At 48.4% G+C, this 20,461-nt stretch carries 20 protein-coding genes and 1 tRNA gene; 16 read left to right on the forward strand and 5 right to left on the reverse strand.

Translation table 11 applies throughout. From position 1 onward, the window contains the following. Positions 1–5: 5 nt before the first annotated feature. From Q8J68_RS10540 to Q8J68_RS10560, 5 genes are all read right to left on the reverse strand, one after another. Complete coding sequence (locus tag Q8J68_RS10540; RefSeq protein ID WP_305311482.1) at positions 6–782, reverse strand: RlmE family RNA methyltransferase; 777 nt, start codon at positions 780–782, stop codon at positions 6–8. A 30-nt stretch (positions 783–812) separates the two neighbouring features. Continuing rightward, complete coding sequence (locus Q8J68_RS10545; RefSeq protein ID WP_305311483.1) at positions 813–1,391, reverse strand: hypothetical protein; 579 nt, start codon at positions 1,389–1,391, stop codon at positions 813–815. A gap of 36 nt (positions 1,392–1,427) precedes the next feature. Then, the gene (locus tag Q8J68_RS10550; protein WP_305311484.1) at positions 1,428–2,468 is read right to left on the reverse strand and encodes a Vms1/Ankzf1 family peptidyl-tRNA hydrolase; all 1,041 of its coding nucleotides are present in this window, start codon (positions 2,466–2,468) and stop codon (positions 1,428–1,430) included. 149 nt (positions 2,469–2,617) lie between these two features. After that, positions 2,618–3,448, reverse strand: coding sequence for a formylglycine-generating enzyme family protein (locus Q8J68_RS10555; RefSeq protein WP_305311485.1), 831 nt, complete (start codon positions 3,446–3,448; stop codon positions 2,618–2,620). Positions 3,449–3,764: 316 nt separating this feature from the next. After that, a complete protein-coding gene (locus tag Q8J68_RS10560) occupies positions 3,765–4,292 on the reverse strand; it encodes a GNAT family N-acetyltransferase (protein WP_305311486.1) in 528 nt (175 codons plus the stop codon). Positions 4,293–4,441: 149 nt separating this feature from the next. Between Q8J68_RS10560 and coaBC the strand changes: the two genes are divergently transcribed. The 16 genes from coaBC to Q8J68_RS10640 all read left to right on the forward strand — a co-directional run bounded on the left by coaBC (position 4,442) and on the right by Q8J68_RS10640 (position 20,444). After that, positions 4,442–5,686 carry a bifunctional phosphopantothenoylcysteine decarboxylase/phosphopantothenate--cysteine ligase CoaBC gene (coaBC, locus tag Q8J68_RS10565; RefSeq protein ID WP_305311487.1) on the forward strand — a complete coding sequence of 415 codons (1,245 nt, stop codon included), beginning with the start codon at positions 4,442–4,444 and terminating at the stop codon, positions 5,684–5,686. Further along, positions 5,687–6,571 (forward strand): pantoate kinase, encoded by an 885-nt coding sequence (locus Q8J68_RS10570; RefSeq protein ID WP_305311488.1) that lies wholly within the window; start codon positions 5,687–5,689, stop codon positions 6,569–6,571. It abuts the gene before it with no gap. A gap of 12 nt (positions 6,572–6,583) precedes the next feature. Continuing rightward, complete coding sequence (locus Q8J68_RS10575; RefSeq protein ID WP_305311489.1) at positions 6,584–7,357, forward strand: 4-phosphopantoate--beta-alanine ligase; 774 nt, start codon at positions 6,584–6,586, stop codon at positions 7,355–7,357. Then, a complete protein-coding gene (locus tag Q8J68_RS10580; protein WP_305311490.1) occupies positions 7,345–7,977 on the forward strand; it encodes an HD domain-containing protein in 633 nt (210 codons plus the stop codon). The genes Q8J68_RS10575 and Q8J68_RS10580 overlap by 13 nt, the downstream gene beginning before the upstream one ends. A 26-nt stretch (positions 7,978–8,003) precedes the next feature. Next, entirely contained in the window at positions 8,004–9,302 is a 1,299-nt protein-coding gene (locus Q8J68_RS10585) for an amidohydrolase family protein (protein WP_305311491.1), read from the forward strand. A 35-nt stretch (positions 9,303–9,337) separates the two neighbouring features. Further along, on the forward strand, positions 9,338–10,573 hold the full coding sequence (locus Q8J68_RS10590) for an adenosylhomocysteinase (protein ID WP_305311492.1): 1,236 nt from the start codon (positions 9,338–9,340) through the stop codon (positions 10,571–10,573). Positions 10,574–10,862: 289 nt separating this feature from the next. After that, positions 10,863–10,939, forward strand: a tRNA-Lys gene (locus Q8J68_RS10595). A 49-nt stretch (positions 10,940–10,988) separates the two neighbouring features. Further along, positions 10,989–11,231: a DNA-directed RNA polymerase subunit H gene (locus Q8J68_RS10600; protein WP_305311493.1), complete on the forward strand. Its 243-nt coding sequence runs from the start codon at positions 10,989–10,991 to the stop codon at positions 11,229–11,231. Between the two features lie 146 nt (positions 11,232–11,377). Then, entirely contained in the window at positions 11,378–12,967 is a 1,590-nt protein-coding gene (locus Q8J68_RS10605) for a DNA-directed RNA polymerase subunit B'' (protein WP_370867630.1), read from the forward strand. Next, on the forward strand, positions 12,960–14,774 hold the full coding sequence (gene rpoB, locus Q8J68_RS10610; protein WP_305311494.1) for a DNA-directed RNA polymerase subunit B: 1,815 nt from the start codon (positions 12,960–12,962) through the stop codon (positions 14,772–14,774). The genes Q8J68_RS10605 and rpoB overlap by 8 nt, the downstream gene beginning before the upstream one ends. A 12-nt stretch (positions 14,775–14,786) precedes the next feature. After that, positions 14,787–17,429, forward strand: coding sequence for a DNA-directed RNA polymerase subunit A' (locus Q8J68_RS10615; RefSeq protein ID WP_305311495.1), 2,643 nt, complete (start codon positions 14,787–14,789; stop codon positions 17,427–17,429). A 65-nt stretch (positions 17,430–17,494) separates the two neighbouring features. Beyond that, on the forward strand, positions 17,495–18,574 hold the full coding sequence (gene rpoA2 / locus Q8J68_RS10620) for a DNA-directed RNA polymerase subunit A'' (RefSeq protein WP_370867631.1): 1,080 nt from the start codon (positions 17,495–17,497) through the stop codon (positions 18,572–18,574). A 97-nt stretch (positions 18,575–18,671) separates the two neighbouring features. After that, positions 18,672–18,959 (forward strand): 50S ribosomal protein L30e, encoded by a 288-nt coding sequence (locus tag Q8J68_RS10625; protein ID WP_015052941.1) that lies wholly within the window; start codon positions 18,672–18,674, stop codon positions 18,957–18,959. A gap of 15 nt (positions 18,960–18,974) precedes the next feature. Further along, complete coding sequence (locus Q8J68_RS10630; RefSeq protein ID WP_305311496.1) at positions 18,975–19,400, forward strand: NusA-like transcription termination signal-binding factor; 426 nt, start codon at positions 18,975–18,977, stop codon at positions 19,398–19,400. A gap of 50 nt (positions 19,401–19,450) precedes the next feature. After that, on the forward strand, positions 19,451–19,879 hold the full coding sequence (locus Q8J68_RS10635) for a 30S ribosomal protein S12 (protein ID WP_015052943.1): 429 nt from the start codon (positions 19,451–19,453) through the stop codon (positions 19,877–19,879). 4 nt (positions 19,880–19,883) lie between these two features. Continuing rightward, positions 19,884–20,444 (forward strand): 30S ribosomal protein S7, encoded by a 561-nt coding sequence (locus Q8J68_RS10640; RefSeq protein WP_015052944.1) that lies wholly within the window; start codon positions 19,884–19,886, stop codon positions 20,442–20,444. Positions 20,445–20,461 lie beyond the last annotated feature (17 nt).

Raw genomic sequence — 20,461 nt, forward strand, 5'->3', positions numbered from 1 at the left:
TTGCTTCACTTATCCTTCTGTGAGATGACCTGTGCAAAAGCGAAATTAGGCTTTACATCGTTTATCTTTACGCGTACATGGTCACCTATTTTCACATCCTTTACAAAGACCACAAAATTATCAATAAGCACAGCACCGTCCCCACTTGCACCAAATTCCTTTATCTCGACATCGAACTCGTCACCTTTACGGACAGGAGATGTCAGGAACTTTTTGCCTATAACATATATCTCGGCGCTCTGGGAACGGGAAGCATCAGGAGTATAAGAACGCATGAATGTGAAATTCTTGTCCATCTTATTAAGGAAATCCTTGAACATGTCACCCTGGAATACCTTGACAACAAAGTGGCCTCCCGGTTTGAGAATCTTTTTGGCACATTCAAGCGCTGAGGTTGTCAGGTCGATGGACCGTGCGTGGTCCAGGCTCCAGTTGCCTGACAGGTTGGGTGCAGCATCGCATATAACCACATCTACTCCTCTCAGGCCTACCATTTCTACGATTTTCTCAATGGTCCTGTCGGATGTGATGTCGCCTTTTATGGTTTCGACACCTTCTATAGGAGAGATCTTTTGCAGATCAACGCCAATGATCCTCCCTCCGGAGATCTCTTTTGCAACTTCCAGCCAGCCTCCCGGTGCAGCCCCGAGGTCAACTACTGTGTCTCCGGATTTGATGAGTTGATGTTTTTCATTGATCTGGAATAACTTATAGGATGCCCTTGAACGAAAACCTTCATCCTTGGCCCTCCAGTAATAGTTGTCGCGTCTGTCTCTTGCCATATGAATCTGTAGCCTCATTAAATCCAAATGTCAAATACCTTGTGCAGCTCTTAACTGTTCAAGCTTCCTGCTCAGTTCCTGCAGCTCATCTTCAATGCCGTCCATTCCTCCGGGAAGCCAGGAATCGTAATCACAGTACAGGTTAAGGATATCGCCATACCTTTCTGAAAGAGCGGATAGTCCGGCTTCACTTATCCTGGTCTCTGAGAAAGAACGTATATCCCCTCCAAGCTCCATAGCCTGTTTATGCAGGTCTGCAGAAAAGCTTTTTGAAACCCTTTCCAGGTCGACCTCCCTTTTGGACATCATGAGAATATCAATAGCTTCACTTAGTTCAAAGGGTATATCCGGAAAAGCGTTTGGCCCGGGAATATAATAATTCTTCCCGCCTGGGTGGCTTGCAGCTGAGTCAGCGCCTTTAACTTCATCGGAACTGATTATTTCGATCAGGTGCTCATCCAGTGCTTTCCGGCACATCTCAGTTATCGTTTCCGCAGAGAAGTCCTCTTTCCTCAGGAAAGAGATCTCTTCTGCTATAGCGCATATCTCATCCTCCCTTAAAGCACCAAGTGCATCAATGATGCCTGCAAGTTCCTCGTTTGTGATCATAAGATTTCCTATTCATATCAACATTTATTTGCTTACTTATAATTTGTAGCGCCTGAGAACAAGCATTTGCTTCAATATGTCATCAGGATTGTGCTTTTCTATACGCACATCCGCAGATGATAAAAGTCGTGGAATATCTTCTGCTATGCCTGTTGTGATCATTTTTGCCACCTGCTGGTCGCCGCAGATCAGCAGGTAATCAGGAGACTCCTCAAGGGACCCCAGTATATTTACAAGAGCACTTCGCACTTTTTCCGCATGGTGCACGACCTCTTCATCCCTCAGGCGTTCAAAGCGTCTCTGGCTGAACCCGCCCTTTGAGTGTTTTGATTTTACGTTGCTACGGATGATCTCATATGAATCAAATGTCCGGGAATCCCGGGAGTAACCTGCCAGAGACTCACCTGCATGTGCAACTATGACAAGGGTTGCCTCCTCCCTGTCCAGAAGCATGCTCAAAGGTGTGACATTGAATGAGTCTCCTGCCTGCCAAACTGCATTTTCCACAGGGAATGGGGGAATGACCAGTTCATTCACCATGTGCCCCGGGTCATAGAAAAGCACGCACCCGTTTGAGGATTCGATCTTTTGTATAAGCTGTAAGGATTCCGGGTCTATCTGGCCTTCGGGTATGCCCCTGTAAAGCTCATTCGACAGGGAATGATCCGATGGTACATAAATTGTCAGCAGATCAGCAGAAGGCGACCTCATGGAAGACAAAGAATGCATGTAGTCCTGTGCCTTGCGCGGGGAGAGCGTTTCAACAAGGCGATAGGCTGCCTGCGAAGGACATGTCTCTTTCTGGATCTCAAGTTCGTGTTCCAGGGTACGGACCCTCACCTCTGCAATATTCAGATTTTCTTCAGCAACCTGTTTGGCTGCCACAGCCTTTTTTTCATTCTCAGCACTCTTATCCATCCTTCTCTGCAGGGTACTGATATCCAGCCTGAGCTCAACGATATGCGAGTGAAGTCTGTCAATCTCTTCTTCCAGTTTTTCTTTTCCCGTGTACCTGCCAAAAAGAGAATTGATATTATCTGCAAGTTTACCTTTTTCTGTCTTGCCCTTTTCTGTCATTCGAAATATCAATATAAAATTTTTATATAAAAAGCCTATCCATCCTTTTGATATTATCCTTATCATGTTTGTATTCAAACATTATTTTGTACGTAGCCATTCAAAAGAATTGAAAATAAAAAGAGGGATAAAAATGAGAGGAAAAAGGTTCAGGCATTCATCACAAGCCTGAAACCAGTCATAGGATCCCCGTCACGAGCATCTTTTTTGACTCGATAGGCAGAATCCAATGCATTTGAAAAACTAGACCAGCTGCCGCCTCTGGCTACTTTCAGAGTGCTGCCGCTCTTTACTACTGCGCTACCGTCTTCATATGCGCTGCTGTAGCCTTCAGCCCAGCTGTCCTGGACATATTCACCTACGTTCCCATGAATATCGTACATCCCCCATGGGTTTGGAAGCTTCTGGCCTACATTATGAGTTGCACCATCAGAGTTATCCTTGAACCAGGCATGATTTGCAAGGGTCATACCCTTCTCGGCATCGATGGCTCCGAAGGAATATTCCGTAGTTGTCCCTGCCCTGGCTGCATATTCCCATTCGGCTTCTGTAGGCAGCCTGTACTTGGTAGTACCTTCCTTCTCGTTGAGCTTGGCTATGAATTGCTGTACCTCGTTCCATGAAATAGATTCTACAGGTTTATTATCGCCTTTAGATGCAGAAGGATTGCTGTCCATGACCTCCATCCACTGCTTTTGTGTCACTTCATGCTTACTGATATAGAAGGAATTCTGCAGCCTTACCTGATGGACAGGCTGTGAAGCAGCATACTTAGCAGAGCCCATGCTGAAGGTGCCTGCTTCGATATGCACGAATTCCATTCCGAGGGTATTTGTATATCCATCACCTGGAGCGGCACCTCCTGCACCATTTACGTTTGCAGTACCATCATCATTACCACTGTCGTCCGAACTGCACCCTGCTACTGAAACGACAATCAGCAGTATTAATATGATCAGAAATTTTTGATTTTTGAGCATGCACATAAAGATTCCTCACTGTAAAGATGATTTTGTAGAAGTAGAAGTATTAAAACATATCGATTTAAGGCAGTAAAGAAGCAGTAAGCACTAGATAATATGAGAACGTAGACAGAGAGTATTGGGAATATGAGATATGGACAATCACTGAATAAAATGGAAGTTACCACCGGGAAAAGGATGAAATAGTTATGCTGCGTCGTGAAAGATTACGGTAAAAGATTAATATTTATCAGATGAATGGTGATGTATTCACGCCAACCATTTACTTTTTTCTGTTCCTGTGCTTGTTTTCATGATGTTTAAGGCTACATTCTCAGTTATAATCCGGGTTCATCCATACCATCAGGACATCGGCCTCAAAACTCCCGTCAGGTTTTTTAATCCTCTTCTCCATCCTGCCTTCCTCCACAAATCCAAGAGACTTGTAAAGGCTTATGGCAGCATGATTGCTTTCCTTTGCTATCAACTCGACCCGGAGAACCTCCGGATGATCCGACCTTACCTTATCGAGCATAGCAATAAAAAGTGCCCTCCCAAAACCCTTTCTCTGAAAGGAAGGGTACACAGCAACGGTAAGATGCTCGAGAACATGCGAGAGAGCACTGAGAGTGGGCCTATAGGTGTGTATCTCTCCGATGAGCCCGGCGCCTTCGCCATCATCAACCACAAAGATGATCCCGTCCGCAAGGCTGTTCCCGAGGAACTTATCAACGTATTCTTCTGTTATCTCGTGGGCTTCACGTACAAGACCGTGGGGGCGTGAAGTAACCTCACGGTAGAGAGCAAGAATCTTGTATTTATCGCTGAGGGTTGCTGGGCGGGGAAGCGGTAGAGGAGTCAATGTAAATGCACCTTCTTTTCAATCTATAAGCACATTACCATTTAAGTACAAAATACTACAAGTATAAAGAGTATAAATAAATCAAACTCTTTTTACCCACCCCTCTTAAATACTAAAAATTCACTTATTTAATCAAAAAAGGATATAATATGCCTCAGATCCCAAACGGACACCCGACCCACTGGATACGATCCACGAGATCCGAATCGCTTCATGGCAAGACTATCGTACTTGCAGTTACGGGCAGCATCGCTGCCGTGCGCACGGTCGAGCTGGCGAGGGAACTCATACGCAGGGGCGCGGATGTGCATGCGGTCATGAGCGAGGCTGCGGGATGGATAATCAATCCTATGGCCCTGCACTACGCTACCGGGAATGAGGTCATCACCGCGATAACCGGGAAAGTGGAGCATGTGGAGTTCTTTGGCAATATGGGTAGTGCAGACCTTTTACTTGTAGCACCTGCAACGGCAAATACCATCGGGAAGATAGCCGCAGGGATAGATGACACACCGGTGACAACCTTCGCAACAACAGCCATCGGAGCAGGCAAACCCGTCATGGTGGTGCCTGCAATGCACGAAGATATGTACAGGCATCCTGCAGTGATTGAAAACATGAAGAAATTAAGGTCATGGGGCATAGGCATCACCGAGCCCAAGGTCGAAGAAGGTATTGCCAAGATCAGCGACAATGCCCGGATAGTGCTTGGGGTCGAGCGCATGATCGGCAGCAACAGCCTGCGCGGGAAAAAGATACTGATAACAAGCGGTGCCACGGCGGAGACTGTGGACCCTATAAGGATACTTACTAACCGGGCATCGGGGAAAACGGGAACCGAGCTGGCACTGGAAGCCTACCGAAGAGGTGCTGAGGTCACCATAGTGCACAGGAACAGGCTTGAGATTGACGGTATTCGAGAAATATCCGTAGAAAGTGCTAAACAGATGACAGACGCAGTACTGGAGGAGCTTGCAAGCGGTTATGACTTGCTGATAAGCGCGGCTGCGATTGGAGATTACACACTGGAGGCAGCGGGAACAAAAATAAAGTCGGGAGGAGAGCCGGTGCTTTCGCTCAGGCCTACACGCAAGCTAATCAAAGAAGCAAGAGATGCTCATCCGGAAATAAGGATAATCGGATTCAAGGCAGAGACCGGGATAAGCAAAGAAGAACTTTTCCAGCGTGCGCTGCGTACTCTCAACAACTCCAGTCTGGACATGATAATCGCTAATGAGATCAGCGCCGGTGGCATGGGAACCGATGATAACAGCATATATATGATCAGGCCGGACAGGAAGGAACACATGTACATCAGCGGCCCAAAAAGCGTGATAGCAAACACCATCATGGATGAGATAACCCAGATGCTTTCCATAGGGGATAAACACTAGATGGCAAGCAAGGATACGGTCAGTGCAAGAGCTTTTGCACCTGCGCATATCACTGGTTTTTTCGAGGTGCATGATCATACGGATCCTGTAAGGAAAGGGTCCACTGGTTGTGGAATAGTGCTCAATGAAGGAGTTGAGACCACTGTGACCATTGGAGAAGCTATCGAAGAGACAGTCATATCATTGAACTGTAAGCACGTTGCAGGCAGCACCAGCCGGACTGTTGTGGAAATGCTTACTGACAGACCGGTCAAAGTTGAAAGCATTGCGCATATACCAATAGAATGTGGACTGGGGGCATCCGGTGCCGGTGCTCTCGGTACAGCCTATGCACTCAACCGCATTCTGTCACTTGATCTCACAGCCAATAAGCTCAATGAGGTCGCCCATGTAGCGGAAGTAAGGAACCGAAGCGGACTGGGTGATGTAGTTGCCCAGTCGCTGGGCGGTGCTGTGATAAGAACATCACCCGGAGCCCCGGGTATCGGCTCCTGTGACAGGATACCAACAGGCAAGTCAGATGTCTTTTGCATAGTCCTGGGGAGACTGCCGACCAGCTCGGTACTGGGAAACGAGGAAGCTGTGAAAAGTATAAACACTGCAGGAAAGACTGCCATGAAAAGACTTATGGTAAGGCCCAGCATAGAGAACTTCATGACCTGCGCCAGGGATTTTTCCATAGGGACAAAACTGGCAAATGAGAAGATAACAGAGATCATAGACGCCGTGGAGGCTGCGGGAGGAATGGCATCCCAGGCCATGCTCGGCAATACGGTCTTTGCCATAGGAACAAATGGTAAGGATGCGGAAATTGAGGAGATCCTTTCCTGTTTCGGGCAGGTGCTGCACTACAGGATAAGCCCCGGCAGTATTCGAATGATCTGAGGAGATAAGAATATGACAGAGATTCCCAGGGACCATCCAAGGTACGAATCCCTCATAACCAGGGAAAAGATAGTGGAAGGCGTACGTATGGGTTTTACCAGCCAGCATGGCCTGGTTGCACAGGGCAGGGGAGAGGCGTTTGATTATCTCATAGGTGAGAAGACCATTGAATCCGCAGCCGTGGCTGAGAGAGCTGCTGTTGCACATATTCTCCTGGCAGAGAGGCCAGTCATATCAGTGAACGGAAACACAGCCGCCCTTGTGCCTGAGAGTCTTGTGGCCCTTGCAGATTTTACGGGAGCTGCTCTCGAAGTGAACCTGTTCCACAGAAGCGATGCCAGGGTGCATAAGATCATAGAGCTTCTCAAATCCCATGGTGCGGTAAAGGTGCTGGGTGGCAAAGGCGACAAAAGACTTGACCTGTCCCATGACCGGGCAATAGTGGACGGGGAAGGGATCTTCAGCGCAGATGTGGTGCTGGTACCGCTGGAAGACGGGGATCGCTGCCAGAAACTGGCAGAAATGGGAAAGACGGTCATTGCCATAGACCTTAACCCGCTCTCAAGAACTTCGCTCAGTGCAACGGTTACCATAGTGGACAACGTCACACGGGCACTGCAGAACATGATACACTTTGCAAAGGAAATGAAACTGGACAGCAGGCAATCCCTTGAGGAAGTCATCAAAGCATACGATAACAGCGAGGTTATTGCAGACGCCCTCTATGCTATTCAGGAAAGATTGAAACAGCAGTCCGAAGAAAGAGGAGTACGATGGATCTGGTAGTGCAGACAAGAGAGTTTGTCTCAGGATTGGTTGCAGGAGAGCCAAGTACCCATGACATGTCACATATAGAGCGCGTGGAAAAGCTCTGCCTGCATATCATGGAAACAGAAGGAGGCGACAGGCAAGTGCTGCAGCTTGCCGCATTGCTCCATGATGCAGGCATTGTCAGGGAGCATAAGGAAGGCGGGGACCATGCTGTTTACAGCGCAGAGATAGCTCGGGAGTTCCTGACAGACCGGGGCCTGGAAGAGAACGTAGTGGATCACGTGGCTTCCTGCATCCTTACACACCGGTTCAGCAGAGGTATGCAGGCCGGAACTATCGAGGCCATGATCCTCCAGGACGCCGACAGGCTGGATGCTCTTGGAGCTGTGGGAATATTCCGCTCGCTTGTTTCCATGGGAGCTCTCAGAGCGCTGAAAAGCACCATCGGGACTGTAAAGGAAACATCAATGAACGCTTATACAGATGATCCTTTTGACGGGTTCTACGATTACATGGAAAGGAAGCCTTTCAGGATAATGGAAAGGCTGAATACCCAAACTGCAAGAGAGATAGCAGAGCAGAGACTCAGGATAATGCACCTGTATCTTGACGAATTGAAGTTAGAACTGGTATAGATACAGAGGAAAAATAAGAGGTAAACATGGCAGACATCATAATCAAAAATGCTTATGTGCTCACAATGGATCCCGATATAGGGGACATTGAGGGCGGAGTTATCGTTATCAAGGATGGCATGATTAAAGAGGTTGGAAGGTCCACTGAGAGCACCGCGGACAAAGTAATAGATGCCGGTGGTTGCGTGGTCATGCCGGGACTGGTAAACACTCACTGTCATGCAGGAATGACACTTTTCAGAGGATATGCAGATGATATGCCATTAAAGGAGTGGCTGGAGAACCGCATCTGGCCTGCGGAAGCAAAGCTCACAGACGATGATATCTATAACGGTAGCCTTCTTGCCTGCCTTGAGATGATAAGGTCCGGGACAACAGCCTTTGCTGATATGTATATCCACATGGACAGGGTTGCTCAGGCCGTTGAGAATTCAGGTATCAGGGCAGCGCTCTCATACGGCATGATTGACTTCGGCAACAAAGAGAAGGCTGATGCCGAGCTTAATGAGGGTGCTAGGTTTGTCAGAGAATGGAACGGGAAGGCGGAAGGCAGGATTACCACGATGTACGGGCCCCATGCTCCGAATACATGCTCCAGGGACTTCCTGATCAGGGTAAAGGAGCAGGCTGTGAAGGATAATGTAAGGATACACATCCACGTGCTTGAGACCGAAGCGGAGCTCAACCATATGAAAGAGAAATTCGGAATGTGCTCCATACATTTCCTTAAAGGCATCGATTTCTGGGGGACGGATATACTTGCAGCGCACTGTGTATGGCTCTCCGATGGTGACATAAAGATACTTGCAGAGCATGGGGTCAATATTTCACACAACCCCGTTAGCAATATGAAACTTGCATCCGGTATAGCACCGGTATCCAAACTGCTTGCAATCGGAGCTAATGTATGTCTGGGAACCGACGGGTGCGCATCCAACAACAACCTGGACATGTTCGAGGAGATGAAAACAGCAGCACTGCTCCAGAAGGTCAGCACAATGGACCCTATGGCACTGCCAGCACGTAAAGTGCTGGAAATGGCAACCGTCAACGGGGCAAAAGCTCTTGGCATTAAGAGTGGGGTCCTGAAAAAAGGTTACAACGCTGATGTCATCATCGTGGACCTGAAAAAACCCCACCTCACACCCATCTATGATGTTGCCTCACAGCTGGTGTATGCTGCAAGCGGCAAGGACGTCAGGACGACCATCGTAGCCGGGAAGGTGCTCATGGAAGATTTCATAGTTAACTGCCTTGATGAGCAGGGTATCCTTGAGAAGGCGATGCAAACCTCCCGGGACCTGGTAGCAAGAATTAACGCTTAATCAATATTACTAACGTTTAAATGAGGAGATAACAGATGAGTGAAAAAGAAATGGTGGATTCCGGCAGGCAGAAGATCGAGTGGGCTCGCAGCCATATGCCGGTACTTGCGGCAATAAGGGAACAGTTCGAGAGGGAGAAGCCTCTGAAAGGGCATAGGGTCGGCATGGCGCTTCATGTGGAAGCAAAGACCGCGGTACTTGTGGAGACTCTGGTGGCAGGAGGGGCAGAGGTTGCCATTACAGGATGCAACCCACTGAGCACGCAGGACGATGTCGCACTTGCACTTGATGCCTGCAAAGACATTGACTGTTACGCAAGATACGACTGCTGCAACCAGGAATATTATGATGCTATCGATAAGGTGCTTGACTTCAAGCCAGACATCACCATAGATGATGGCGCCGACCTTATATTCAAGCTTCATACAGAGCGCGTTGAAATGCTTCCGGCCATCCTAGGAGGATGCGAGGAGACTACCACAGGTATCCACAGGCTCAAGGCTATGGAGCGCGACGGAGCCCTTAAGATGCCGGTCATAGCAGTCAATGATGCACAGACCAAGTTCCTGTTCGATAACCGTTATGGCACCGGCCAGTCTTCATGGGATGGGATTATGAGGACTACGAACCTGCTTATCGCAGGAAAGAACGTGGTCATTGCAGGTTATGGATGGTGCGGGAAAGGGGCTGCCATGCGCGCCAAGGGTCTCGGAGCCAATGTAATCGTTACTGAGATAGATGTTATCAGGGCACTGGAGGCCCGCATGGATGGTAACAGTGTCATGACAATGAAGGAAGCGGCAAAGATAGGCGATATCTTCCTGACGACCACAGGTAACAGGGACATCCTGAACAGGGAGCATTTCGAAGTTATAAAGGACGGAGCCATTCTTGCAAATGCAGGGCACTTCAATGTGGAGATCAACCTAGGGGATCTGGAATCCATGGCAAGGTCCGTGCATACTTCAAGGAAGAATATAAAGGAATATGATCTGGGCAGCAGGAAAGTCTACGTTCTGGCTGAGGGCAGGCTTGTCAACCTTGCAGCGGGTGACGGACATCCTGCAGAGGTCATGGACATGAGCTTTGCGAACCAGGCACTATGCGTCCGATATATAGCTGAGAACAGGCTTGCAAGCGGTGTACATGCCGTGCCCAGGGAACTGGACATGGGCGTAGCGGAGATGAAACTCAGGTCAATGGGCATCAGCATTGACAAACTTTCATGCGAACAGGCTGAATACATGGAAGGCTGGGAATGCGGGACCTGAAAAGTCCTGCTTTATTTTATGCAGGAAGATCGGGTTTTGAGAAGAGATTACCTTCAACTTTGTAAAGTGCCTGATTAATGATATATATAGATTGCCAGATATAATATATTAAAGTTATAAAAATAAAATGGCGAATAAACAAATATAAATAGTAAAAACGCGTTAACACGCTCTGATGAGCGAGAGACTGAAGGCCTCCACAACTTATATATACCATGTAAACCTGTAGTCACCGCTACACCGAAGAATGGGCGTGCAGTACCTCCAGCAAAGTCACATCAGTCAAAATGGGCTCGTAGCTCAGTCAGGCAGAGCGTCTGGCTTTTAACCAGACGGCCTAGGGTTCAAATCCCTACGAGCCCGCCAATATTTTGCGAGGAGTGTCCACGTTCACATTTTGGAGGGAGGAACTACAGTGCCAGAGAGAAAATATAGTCTGCTCGACCATGAATTAATTCCCAAACATGAGATCATGTCGGAAGAAGAGTTAAAACTTGTTTTAAAACATTATAATATCGGGAAAGAACAGCTTCCAAAAATAAAGGTTGAGGACCCTGTGATGAAAGAGATTGGGGCACAGGCGGGAGAAGTTGTTAAGATCACCCGTAAGAGCCAGACTGCTGGCGAAGCGTTCTACTACCGGCTTGTCATCGCGTGAAATTGTAGGGCTGTTCGTTTCACAGAGGAACAAGGACATTATTATTACGATTTTTTTGCGATATTACCATATTACATAAAGAGGGTGCTATCATAGCGTTAAGTAAAGGGCAAATAGCGAATTCGTTTTTCACGAAGAATAAGATCGTGCAGCATCACATCGATTCTTATAACAAATTCCTGGAAAGCGGACTTCAAAAGATCATCGATGAGCAGAGAATCATAGAGACGGATCTTGAAGATACATTCATAAAACTGGGAAAGATAAGAGTAGAGAACCCTGTAGTAAAAGAGGCAGACGGGGCTATCGAAAGGTTATATCCCAATGAAGCAAGGCTCAGGAATCTGTCATATTCCGCACCGCTTTATCTGCAGATGAGCGTAGTTGTTGGAGAAGAGGAGAAAGAGCCACAAGAAGCAAAGATAGGTCAGCTTCCGGTAATGATCAAATCCGATATATGTAACCTGACAGAGTTAACGGACGATGAGATGGTGAAGTACGGAGAGGACCCGCTGGACCCCGGAGGATACTTCATAGTCAACGGTACGGAACGTGTCGTCATGACACTGGAAGACCTTGCTCCGAATAAGATACTTACAGAGTTCGGAGAAAGATACGGAGATATGATCGAGGTTGCAAAAGTCTTCTCGCAGAGAAGAGGATACAGGGCACTTGTCGTCGTGGAAAGAGGACGAAAATCAATCCTTGAAGTCTCATTCCCTTCCATATCAGGCCGTGTCAACTTCATAACTCTTATGAGGGCACTTGGTGTCGAAACTGACGAGGATCTCGTCAAAGTAGTCTCCACAGACCCTGAAATAATGAAGTTCATGTTCGAGAACCTGGAAGAAGCGGAGGTCTCAACAGTAGAAGAAGCAATGGAGAAAATAGGATCCCGTGTAGCTTCCGGTCAGGCAAGAGATTACCAGATCAAGCGTGCCAACTACGTCATTGACAGATACCTGTTGCCACATCTTGGCAATGAACCCACCAACAGGGTCGCCAAGGCAAACTTCCTGGGCAGGATGGCAGAATCATGTTTTGAACTTGCACTTAAGAAGAGGAACGAGGACGATAAGGACCACTACTCCAACAAGAGACTTAAGCTCACAGGAGATCTGATGGAAGACCTCTTCAGAGTAGCTTTCAACAGGCTGTCCCGTGACATAAAGTACCAGCTCGAGAGAGCAAACATGAGGAACCGCGAACTGAATGTCATAACCCTTGTTCGTGCTGATGTGCTCACTGACCGCCTGCAGCATCCGCTTGCAACCGGTAACTGGGTTGGCGGAAGGACGGGCGTATCACAGCTCCTTGACAGGACGGATTACATCTCGACACTGTCCCACCTGAGACGTGTAATTTCTCCTCTCTCCAGGGCACAGCCACACTTTGAGGCTCGTGACCTGCACCCGACACAGTGGGGAAGGCTTTGCCCCTCCGAAACTCCGGAAGGACCAAACTGTGGACTGGTGAAGAACTTCGCCCAGATGGTCGAGCTTTCCACAGGGTCCGACGAGAACAAATCTATTAAGCATATACTATATAATCTGGGAGTCACTCCGACCATGATCCGTTCATCCTTCCATAAAATACCAGGTTACGACGGAGAACTGGAAGAATTCATTGATGAAGAGGGCGCCCCGCATATAGACGACGAGAATGCGGAACCGCTTGGATATGCGAACTATTCCGATACATTGGACGACAACATGGGAGGATTACTTGATGAATGAAGCTAAAGTGTTCCTGAACGGTGAACTGATAGGCACACATAACGACCCGGCGGATCTTGTGGAGAATATAAGGAAACAGCGCAGAGCAGGCGTAGTTTCGAGCCAGATCAATGTTACCCTGTACGAGGACATCCACGAAGTGATCATTAACTCAGACATGGGCCGTGCCAGAAGGCCACTCATCGTCACTGAGAACGGACAGGCGCTGGTAACTCCTGACGAAGATGATCAGATAGCTGTAGGAGACCTCTCCTTTGACGAACTTCTTACACAAGGGAAAATAGAGTACCTTGATGCCGAGGAGGAAGAGAACGCATTCATCGCCCTTTATCGTAAGGATATAACAGAAAAACACACGCACCTGGAGATCAACCCGGGACTGATGCTGGGCATCTGTACCGGAATGGTACCTTACCCGGAGCACAACGCATCTCCGCGTAACACCATGGGTGCTGCAATGGTCAAGCAGTGTATAGGCGTATCCACATCCAACACAAAGCTCAGGCCGGACACCCGTGCACACCTGCTCCACTATCCCCAAAAGGCAATGGTCAGGACACAGACATGCGAAGCCATCCACTTCGATGAGAGACCTGCAGGACAGAACTTCGTTGTAGCTGTCATGTCATACGAAGGCCACAACATTGAAGATGCCCTGGTCTTCAACAAGGGCTCGATCGAGAGAGGCCTTGGAAGGAGCCATTTCCTGAGAACCTTTGAGGGAGAAGAAAGAAGATATCCAGGCGGCCAGGAGGACAAGTTCGAGATACCCGATTCAGAGTTCAGGGGAGCTCGCAGCTCCGAGGCATACGCGAATCTTGATGTAGACGGCCTCGTCAACCCGGAGACAGTTGTCGGACCAAATGATGTCCTGATAGGCAAGACAAGCCCGCCGCGATTCCTTGAAGAACAATCCGATTTCGGCATTACCGTGGAGCAGCGCAGAGAAAGTGCCATCACCATGCGCTCCAACGAGAAAGGGGTAGTGGACACCGTACTGCTTACAGCTTCCATCAATGGAACCCGCCTTGCAAAAGTAAAGATAAGGGACCAGAGAGTGCCTGAAATAGGTGACAAGTTTGCTTCCAGGCACGGACAGAAAGGTGTTATCGGACTCATCGTACCCTATGAGGACATGCCCTTTACACATACCGGAATGGTGCCGGATCTCGTCATCAATCCACACGCCATCCCTTCACGTATGACTGTAGGACACGTGCTCGAGATGATAGGAGGCAAGATAGGCTCCATGGAAGGCAGGCGTATCAATGCAACGGCATTCTCCGGTGAATACGAGGATGACCTGCGTGCTGCACTTAAGAACCATGGATTTGCCCACACAGGAAAGGAAGTATTCTACGACGGAGTCACCGGACAGATGATCCGTGCGGACGTGTTCGTAGGAGTTATCCTTTACCAGAAACTGCACCACATGGTTGCATCAAAGATACATGCAAGGTCACGCGGACCTGTGCAGGTGCTGACCCGCCAGCCAACCGAAGGGCGCGCCCGTGAAGGAGGCCTGCGTTTCGGAGAGATGGAGCGTGATGTGCTTATCGGCCATGGCGCTGCAATGACATTGAAAGAAAGGTTACTGGATGAATCTGACAAAGTCGTCGAGCTTGTCTGCGGACACTGCGGAATGATCGCCACTTTCGACAGGAAGAGGAATATCAGATACTGTGCGAACTGCGGTGCTGAAACAGATATCCATCCAGTGGAAATGAGTTATGCATTCAAACTATTGCTTGATGAGATCAAGTCCCTTGGTGTGGCCCCCAGGTTACAGCTTGAGGACGCAGTCTGAGGTGATCACAAAATGAAAGAGCTACCATCTATCCCAAAAAGGATCGGCGCTATAAAGTTCGGTCTGCTGTCACCCAGAGAAGTCAGAAAGATGAGTGTGACCTCCATCGTCACTGCAGATACATACGATGACGACGGTTACCCCATAGACATGGGCCTCATGGACCTGAGGCTTGGAGTCATTGACCCTGGTCTTAAGTGCAAGACCTGCGGAAGCCGTGCAGGCGAATGCCCCGGCCATTTCGGACATATCGAACTCGTTGCTCCTGTAATCCATGTTGGTTTCAACAAGACCATCAGAAAGGCACTACGTTCCATCTGCCACAACTGCAGCAGGCTTTTGCTCACTGCTGACCAGAAGAGGAATTTTCTGGCACAGTTACAGAGTTCAAAGGATATGGGGCATCTGCCCGACGACATCGTCAACGAAGTGTTCAAAGAGGCACGCAAGACAAAGATATGCCCCTACTGCTCCTCTGAGCAGAAAGAGGTAAAGTTCGAAAAGCCTACCGATTACGTAGAGGATGGTCACAAGCTTACTCCCACTGAGATCAGGGACCGTTTCGAGAACATACCTGATGAGGATGTAAAAGTACTTGGCATGGATCCGACCAGTGCAAGGCCAGAATGGACTATTCTTACAGTCCTCCCTGTGCCGCCGGTAACCGTAAGGCCATCCATTACCCTGGAATCCGGCCAGAGGAGTGAGGACGATCTTACACACAAGCTTGTGGATATCATCCGTATCAATCAGAGGTTCCAGGAGAACAGAGACGCAGGCGCTCCCCAGCTCATCATCGAGGACCTGTGGGAATTGCTGCAGTACCACGTGACAACATTCTTTGATAATGAGGTGTCCGGTGTCCCTCCTGCAAGGCACAGGTCAGGAAGGCCTTTAAAGACCCTCACCCAGCGTTTGAAAGGAAAGGAAGGGCGTTTCAGAGGGAGTTTGTCAGGTAAGCGTGTCAATTTCTCGGCGCGTACCGTCGTGTCCCCTGAACCCAACCTAAGTATAAACGAAGTAGGAGTGCCTTTTGAGATCGCTCACCAGATGACAATACCTGAAAGGGTGACCACAAGGAACATTGACCTGCTGCGTATGTATGTCCTCAGGGGCAGCGAAGTGCACCCTGGTGCAAACTACGTGATACGCGAAGATGGAAGACGTATAAGGGTATCTGAGATAAATAAAGAAGAGCTTGCTGAGAAGATACAGACAGGATGGGTCGTTGAGAGGCAGCTTATGGATGGCGATATAGTCCTCTTCAACAGACAGCCTTCCCTGCACAAGATGAGTATCATGGCTCACAAGGTAAAGGTCCTTCCTTACAAGACCTTCAGGCTGAACCCGGCAGTATGCCCGCCATACAACGCTGACTTCGATGGTGACGAGATGAACATGCACGTCCTGCAGACGGAGGAATCCAGGGCTGAGGCAAGCATCCTCATGCAGGTACAGGAGAACATCCTCTCCCCGCGTTTCGGAGGACCTATCATTGGTGGTATACATGACCACATATCAGGGCTTTTCCTGCTCACGAGAAACGAGAACAGTATTACCAAGACTGCTGCACTTGAGCTACTGAGGAAGTCAGACATAAGGGTCCTGCCGGAGCCTTCAAGCTACACCGCAGATGGCGAACCCCTCTGGAACGGAAAGCAGATATTCAGCCAGATAATGCCCAAAGGACTTTATCTGGAATTTCCTGCACAGGTATGTTTCAAGTGTGATACATGCAAGAAGAGGAACTGCGAATACGAAGCTTACGTGGTCATAGAAAATGGTGAGATGATACAGGGAACCATTGACGAGCAGGCCATAGGCGCCTTCAAGGGCAAGATCCTTGACAAGGTTGTCAAGGAATACGGCACTGAAGCCGGGGCCAAATTCGTGGATGACTTCACAAGACTTGCAATACGCGGTATCATGAAGACAGGCCTTAGTTTTGGAATTAGTGACGAGGACATACCGACCACAGCCAAGATGCAGATCGCCAACCTTCTGAATGAGGCCGAGGAGAATGTCCAGCGGCTTATTCAGGCTTATGAGGCAAAGGAGCTCGAAGCACTGCCAGGACGTACGATGGATGAGACCATTGAAATGAAGATCATGCAGGAACTGGGTAAAGCCAGGGACCAGACCGGTAATATTGCAGGAAGGCAGCTGGGTCTTGAGAACTCTGCAGTTATAATGGCAAAGTCAGGAGCCAGAGGTTCAATGCTTAACCTTACCCAGATGGCTGCCTGTGTCGGACAGCAGGCAGTTCGTGGTGAGAGGATCAGAAGAGGATACAACGGAAGAACCCTCCCTCACTTTGACAAAGGTGACCTCGGTGCCGATGCGCGTGGTTTCGTCAAGGCCAGTTACAAGAGCGGACTCAATCCGACCGAGTATTTCTTCCACGCAATCGGTGGACGAGAAGGTCTTGTGGATACTGCGGTGCGTACATCACAGTCAGGTTACCTGCAGAGGAGACTTGTGAATGCATTGCAGGACCTTGAGGTACAGTATGACGGATCCGTCCGTGAGACACGCGGCGTCATCGTACAGTTCAAGTACGGAGAAGACGGCATAGACTCCACAAAGAGTGACTACAGCAAGCCGGAAGCTGTGCATCGTATAGTAAGGACGGTTACAGGAAGAGAGGTGAACTAAAGATGAGCATTAGTGAAGCTACTATAGATTCAATGATCGGACAGCTGGACCTTCCGAAGAACATAATGAAGACCCTTAAGGATGATGCCATCAAGGCAGCAGTTACAAAGAAGGAGCTTGAGGAGATTATCGAGCGCCTTCTGGAAAGCTACCAGTATGCCCTCGTGGAGCCATGTGAAGCAGTGGGTGTCGTTTCAGCACAATCTATCGGTGAGCCGGGAACGCAGATGACGATGCGTACCTTCCACTACGCAGGTGTCGCTGAAATTAACGTTACACTTGGTCTGCCCAGGCTTATCGAGATAGTTGACGCAAGGAAATTGCCAAGCACACCTATGATGACAATTGCACTGGAATCAGGATATGCGACCGATAGGGACCTGGCCCGTGCCCTTGCGTGGGAAATTGAGGCAACGCATATAGAGAACCTTGCAGATATAACGACAGATCTCGCTAATATGCAGCTTATCATCGACCTCAATGAGAAGAACCTGGTACAGAGGTCACTCACACCGGATCTGATCGCTGAGAAGATACGTGATGAGATGGATGTTGTCGTAACTGTTTCCGGCAATATCTCAAACCAGATAATACTGACACCGAATGCTCCTTCTTATAGGGAGCTACTCCAGCTTGCCAAGAACATCCATACTATCACCCTCAAAGGCATTGAAGGTATCAAGAGAGTCGTTATCAGAAAAGATGGCGAAGAGTACACCCTATATACGGAAGGATCACAGCTTAAGGAAGTCCTGCAGATAGAGGGAGTAGATGTCACGAGGACATATACCAACAATGTAGAGGAGATCTATGATGTATTTGGTATCGAGGCTGCAAGGAATGCGATCATCACTGAGGCCAACAATACCCTTGGAGAGCAGGGCCTTACTGTCGATATCAGACATATCATGCTCGTATCAGACATAATGTGCTGTGACGGCGAGGTAAAGCAGATTGGCAGACACGGAATTTCAGGAGAGAAGGCCAGTGTATTTGCCCGTGCAGCTTTCGAAGTTACTGTGAACCACCTCCTGGATGCAGGAATGCGCGGGGACCTCGATGAGCTCAATGGTGTTACGGAGAACATTATAGTAGGACAGCCGATCAAGCTTGGTACAGGCGATGTCCACCTTATTTCCAGGTAAACAGTATCATGTTGTTCCATATGAGCAACCAGAAACTACATATAAGGATTCAATTATTAGGATACAATCTAAACACATTATAAACGAGTTGATGTAAATGGATATTAACATTGATAAAGCACTTATCAAAGTCATCAGAACCGGCAAGGTCATAATAGGATCAAACCGTACCGTCGATGCCGCCATGAACAATGAGGCAAAAATGGTTGTACTGGCTGCAAACTGCCCCAAAGATGTCAGAGCAAAGATAGAAAGCACAAATGTGCCCATACTGAACTATAAAGGAACAGGTATGGAACTGGGACCTGCATGTGGTAAGCCGTACATCATCGCTGCAATGGCTATCATTGAAAGCGGTGAATCGGACATACTCGCTGCATCTTAAAGGGAGTTGCCGTATTTGAGTGAGATCAAGCTGTCTACAGAAGGGCTGAGATATATAGCTTTATTTGAAGAACTGACAAAGGCAACTGTCAAGGATTGTATAATCGATGACGGGCGCATAATATATGTGATCAAGGCAGGCGACATGGGAGCTGCCATCGGAAAGAATGGCGATCACATAAACCGCGTCAAAAAAACTGTGGACAAACAGATCGATCTCGTGGAATATTCTGACGAGCCGGTCGCATTCATCAAGAATGCCTTCAGCCCCATAACAGTCAGGTCAGTTAATATTGTGGACAGGAACAACAAGCGATTAGCTTATGTAGAAGTACCCAATAAGGACAAAGGACTTGCCATTGGACGAAATGGAAAAAACATACAGAAGGTTAAGCTTGTTGCAAAGCGGCATCATGACATAGATGACGTAATACTTCAGTGATCACAATTATAACTTTAAATCAACTCATAGATATAATCAGAGGAATTAACATGCCAAATGGAAAGTATGCAGCTCACACACTTCAGAGCATTCGTAAGAACGCAAGGTGGAAAGACTCCTATTACAACAGGCGCACACTCGGACTGGACGTAAAGGCCGATCCGCTCGGTGGCGCACCGCAGGGACGAGGAATTGTCCTTGAGAAAGTGGGTGTCGAAGCAAAACAGCCGAACTCGGCTATCAGGAAATGCGTAAGGATCCAGCTCATCAAGAACGGACGTCAGGTGTCAGCATTCTGCCCTGGTGACGGAGCTATTAACTTCATCGATGAACACGACGAAGTAACTGTAGAGAGGATTGGTGGCCGTATGGGCGGTGCAATGGGTGATATTCCCGGAGTGCGCTTCAAGGTAATTGCCGTAAACAATGTATCTCTCAGGGAAATGGTCATCGGCCGCAAGGAAAAACCAAGGAGATAATATTATGTTAAAGTTATTCGGCAAATGGGACCTCACTGAGGTAGAAGTTGGGGACCAGGGAATCAGGAAATACGTCAATATCGACCCCGTAATAGTTCCCCACAGCAATGGAAAGCATGCCAAGCAGCAGTTCAATAAATCCGAGATATGCATCGTTGAGCGCCTCGTCAACAACATGATGAGGGAAGAGACCAACACAGGAAAGAAACAGAATGCAATGGCTGTTGTAAGCGAGGCCCTTGACATAATCCACACAAAGACAAAGAAGAATCCGGTACAGGTCCTTGTAGAAGCTATCTCCAATGCAGGACCCCGGGAAGAGGTCGTAAGACTCAAGTACGGCGGCATATCCGTCCCAAAAGCAGTCGACACTTCATCCCAGAGACGTGTGGACACTGCGCTCAGGTATATCTCCATGGGTGCAAAACAGGCTTCATTCAAGTCAAAGAAGAGTGCCGCAAGCGCCCTGGCTGCAGAGATACTCGCTGCTGCAAACCGGGATGCAAAATGCTTCTCCATCAACAGGAAAGATGCTAAGGAAAGAGTCGCAAAGGCAGCACGTTAACGCTGACCTTTACGTTT

Source organism: Methanolobus sp. (genome assembly GCF_030682845.1).
GTDB lineage: Archaea > Halobacteriota > Methanosarcinia > Methanosarcinales > Methanosarcinaceae > Methanolobus.

Coding starts and splice junctions, on each gene's coding strand:
- Q8J68_RS10615 (WP_305311495.1), top strand. CDS start 14,787: ATGAAAGAGCTACCATCTATCCCAAAAAGGATCGGCGCTATAAAGTTC.
- Q8J68_RS10640 (WP_015052944.1), top strand. CDS start 19,884: ATGTTAAAGTTATTCGGCAAATGGGACCTCACTGAGGTAGAAGTTGGG.
- Q8J68_RS10550 (WP_305311484.1), bottom strand. CDS start 2,468: ATGACAGAAAAGGGCAAGACAGAAAAAGGTAAACTTGCAGATAATATC.
- Q8J68_RS10635 (WP_015052943.1), top strand. CDS start 19,451: ATGCCAAATGGAAAGTATGCAGCTCACACACTTCAGAGCATTCGTAAG.
- Q8J68_RS10570 (WP_305311488.1), top strand. CDS start 5,687: ATGGCAAGCAAGGATACGGTCAGTGCAAGAGCTTTTGCACCTGCGCAT.
- Q8J68_RS10625 (WP_015052941.1), top strand. CDS start 18,672: ATGGATATTAACATTGATAAAGCACTTATCAAAGTCATCAGAACCGGC.
- Q8J68_RS10575 (WP_305311489.1), top strand. CDS start 6,584: ATGACAGAGATTCCCAGGGACCATCCAAGGTACGAATCCCTCATAACC.
- Q8J68_RS10585 (WP_305311491.1), top strand. CDS start 8,004: ATGGCAGACATCATAATCAAAAATGCTTATGTGCTCACAATGGATCCC.
- Q8J68_RS10590 (WP_305311492.1), top strand. CDS start 9,338: ATGAGTGAAAAAGAAATGGTGGATTCCGGCAGGCAGAAGATCGAGTGG.
- coaBC (WP_305311487.1), top strand. CDS start 4,442: ATGCCTCAGATCCCAAACGGACACCCGACCCACTGGATACGATCCACG.
- Q8J68_RS10580 (WP_305311490.1), top strand. CDS start 7,345: ATGGATCTGGTAGTGCAGACAAGAGAGTTTGTCTCAGGATTGGTTGCA.
- rpoB (WP_305311494.1), top strand. CDS start 12,960: ATGAATGAAGCTAAAGTGTTCCTGAACGGTGAACTGATAGGCACACAT.
- Q8J68_RS10540 (WP_305311482.1), bottom strand. CDS start 782: ATGGCAAGAGACAGACGCGACAACTATTACTGGAGGGCCAAGGATGAA.
- Q8J68_RS10545 (WP_305311483.1), bottom strand. CDS start 1,391: ATGATCACAAACGAGGAACTTGCAGGCATCATTGATGCACTTGGTGCT.
- rpoA2 (WP_370867631.1), top strand. CDS start 17,495: ATGAAGACCCTTAAGGATGATGCCATCAAGGCAGCAGTTACAAAGAAG.
- Q8J68_RS10555 (WP_305311485.1), bottom strand. CDS start 3,448: ATGCTCAAAAATCAAAAATTTCTGATCATATTAATACTGCTGATTGTC.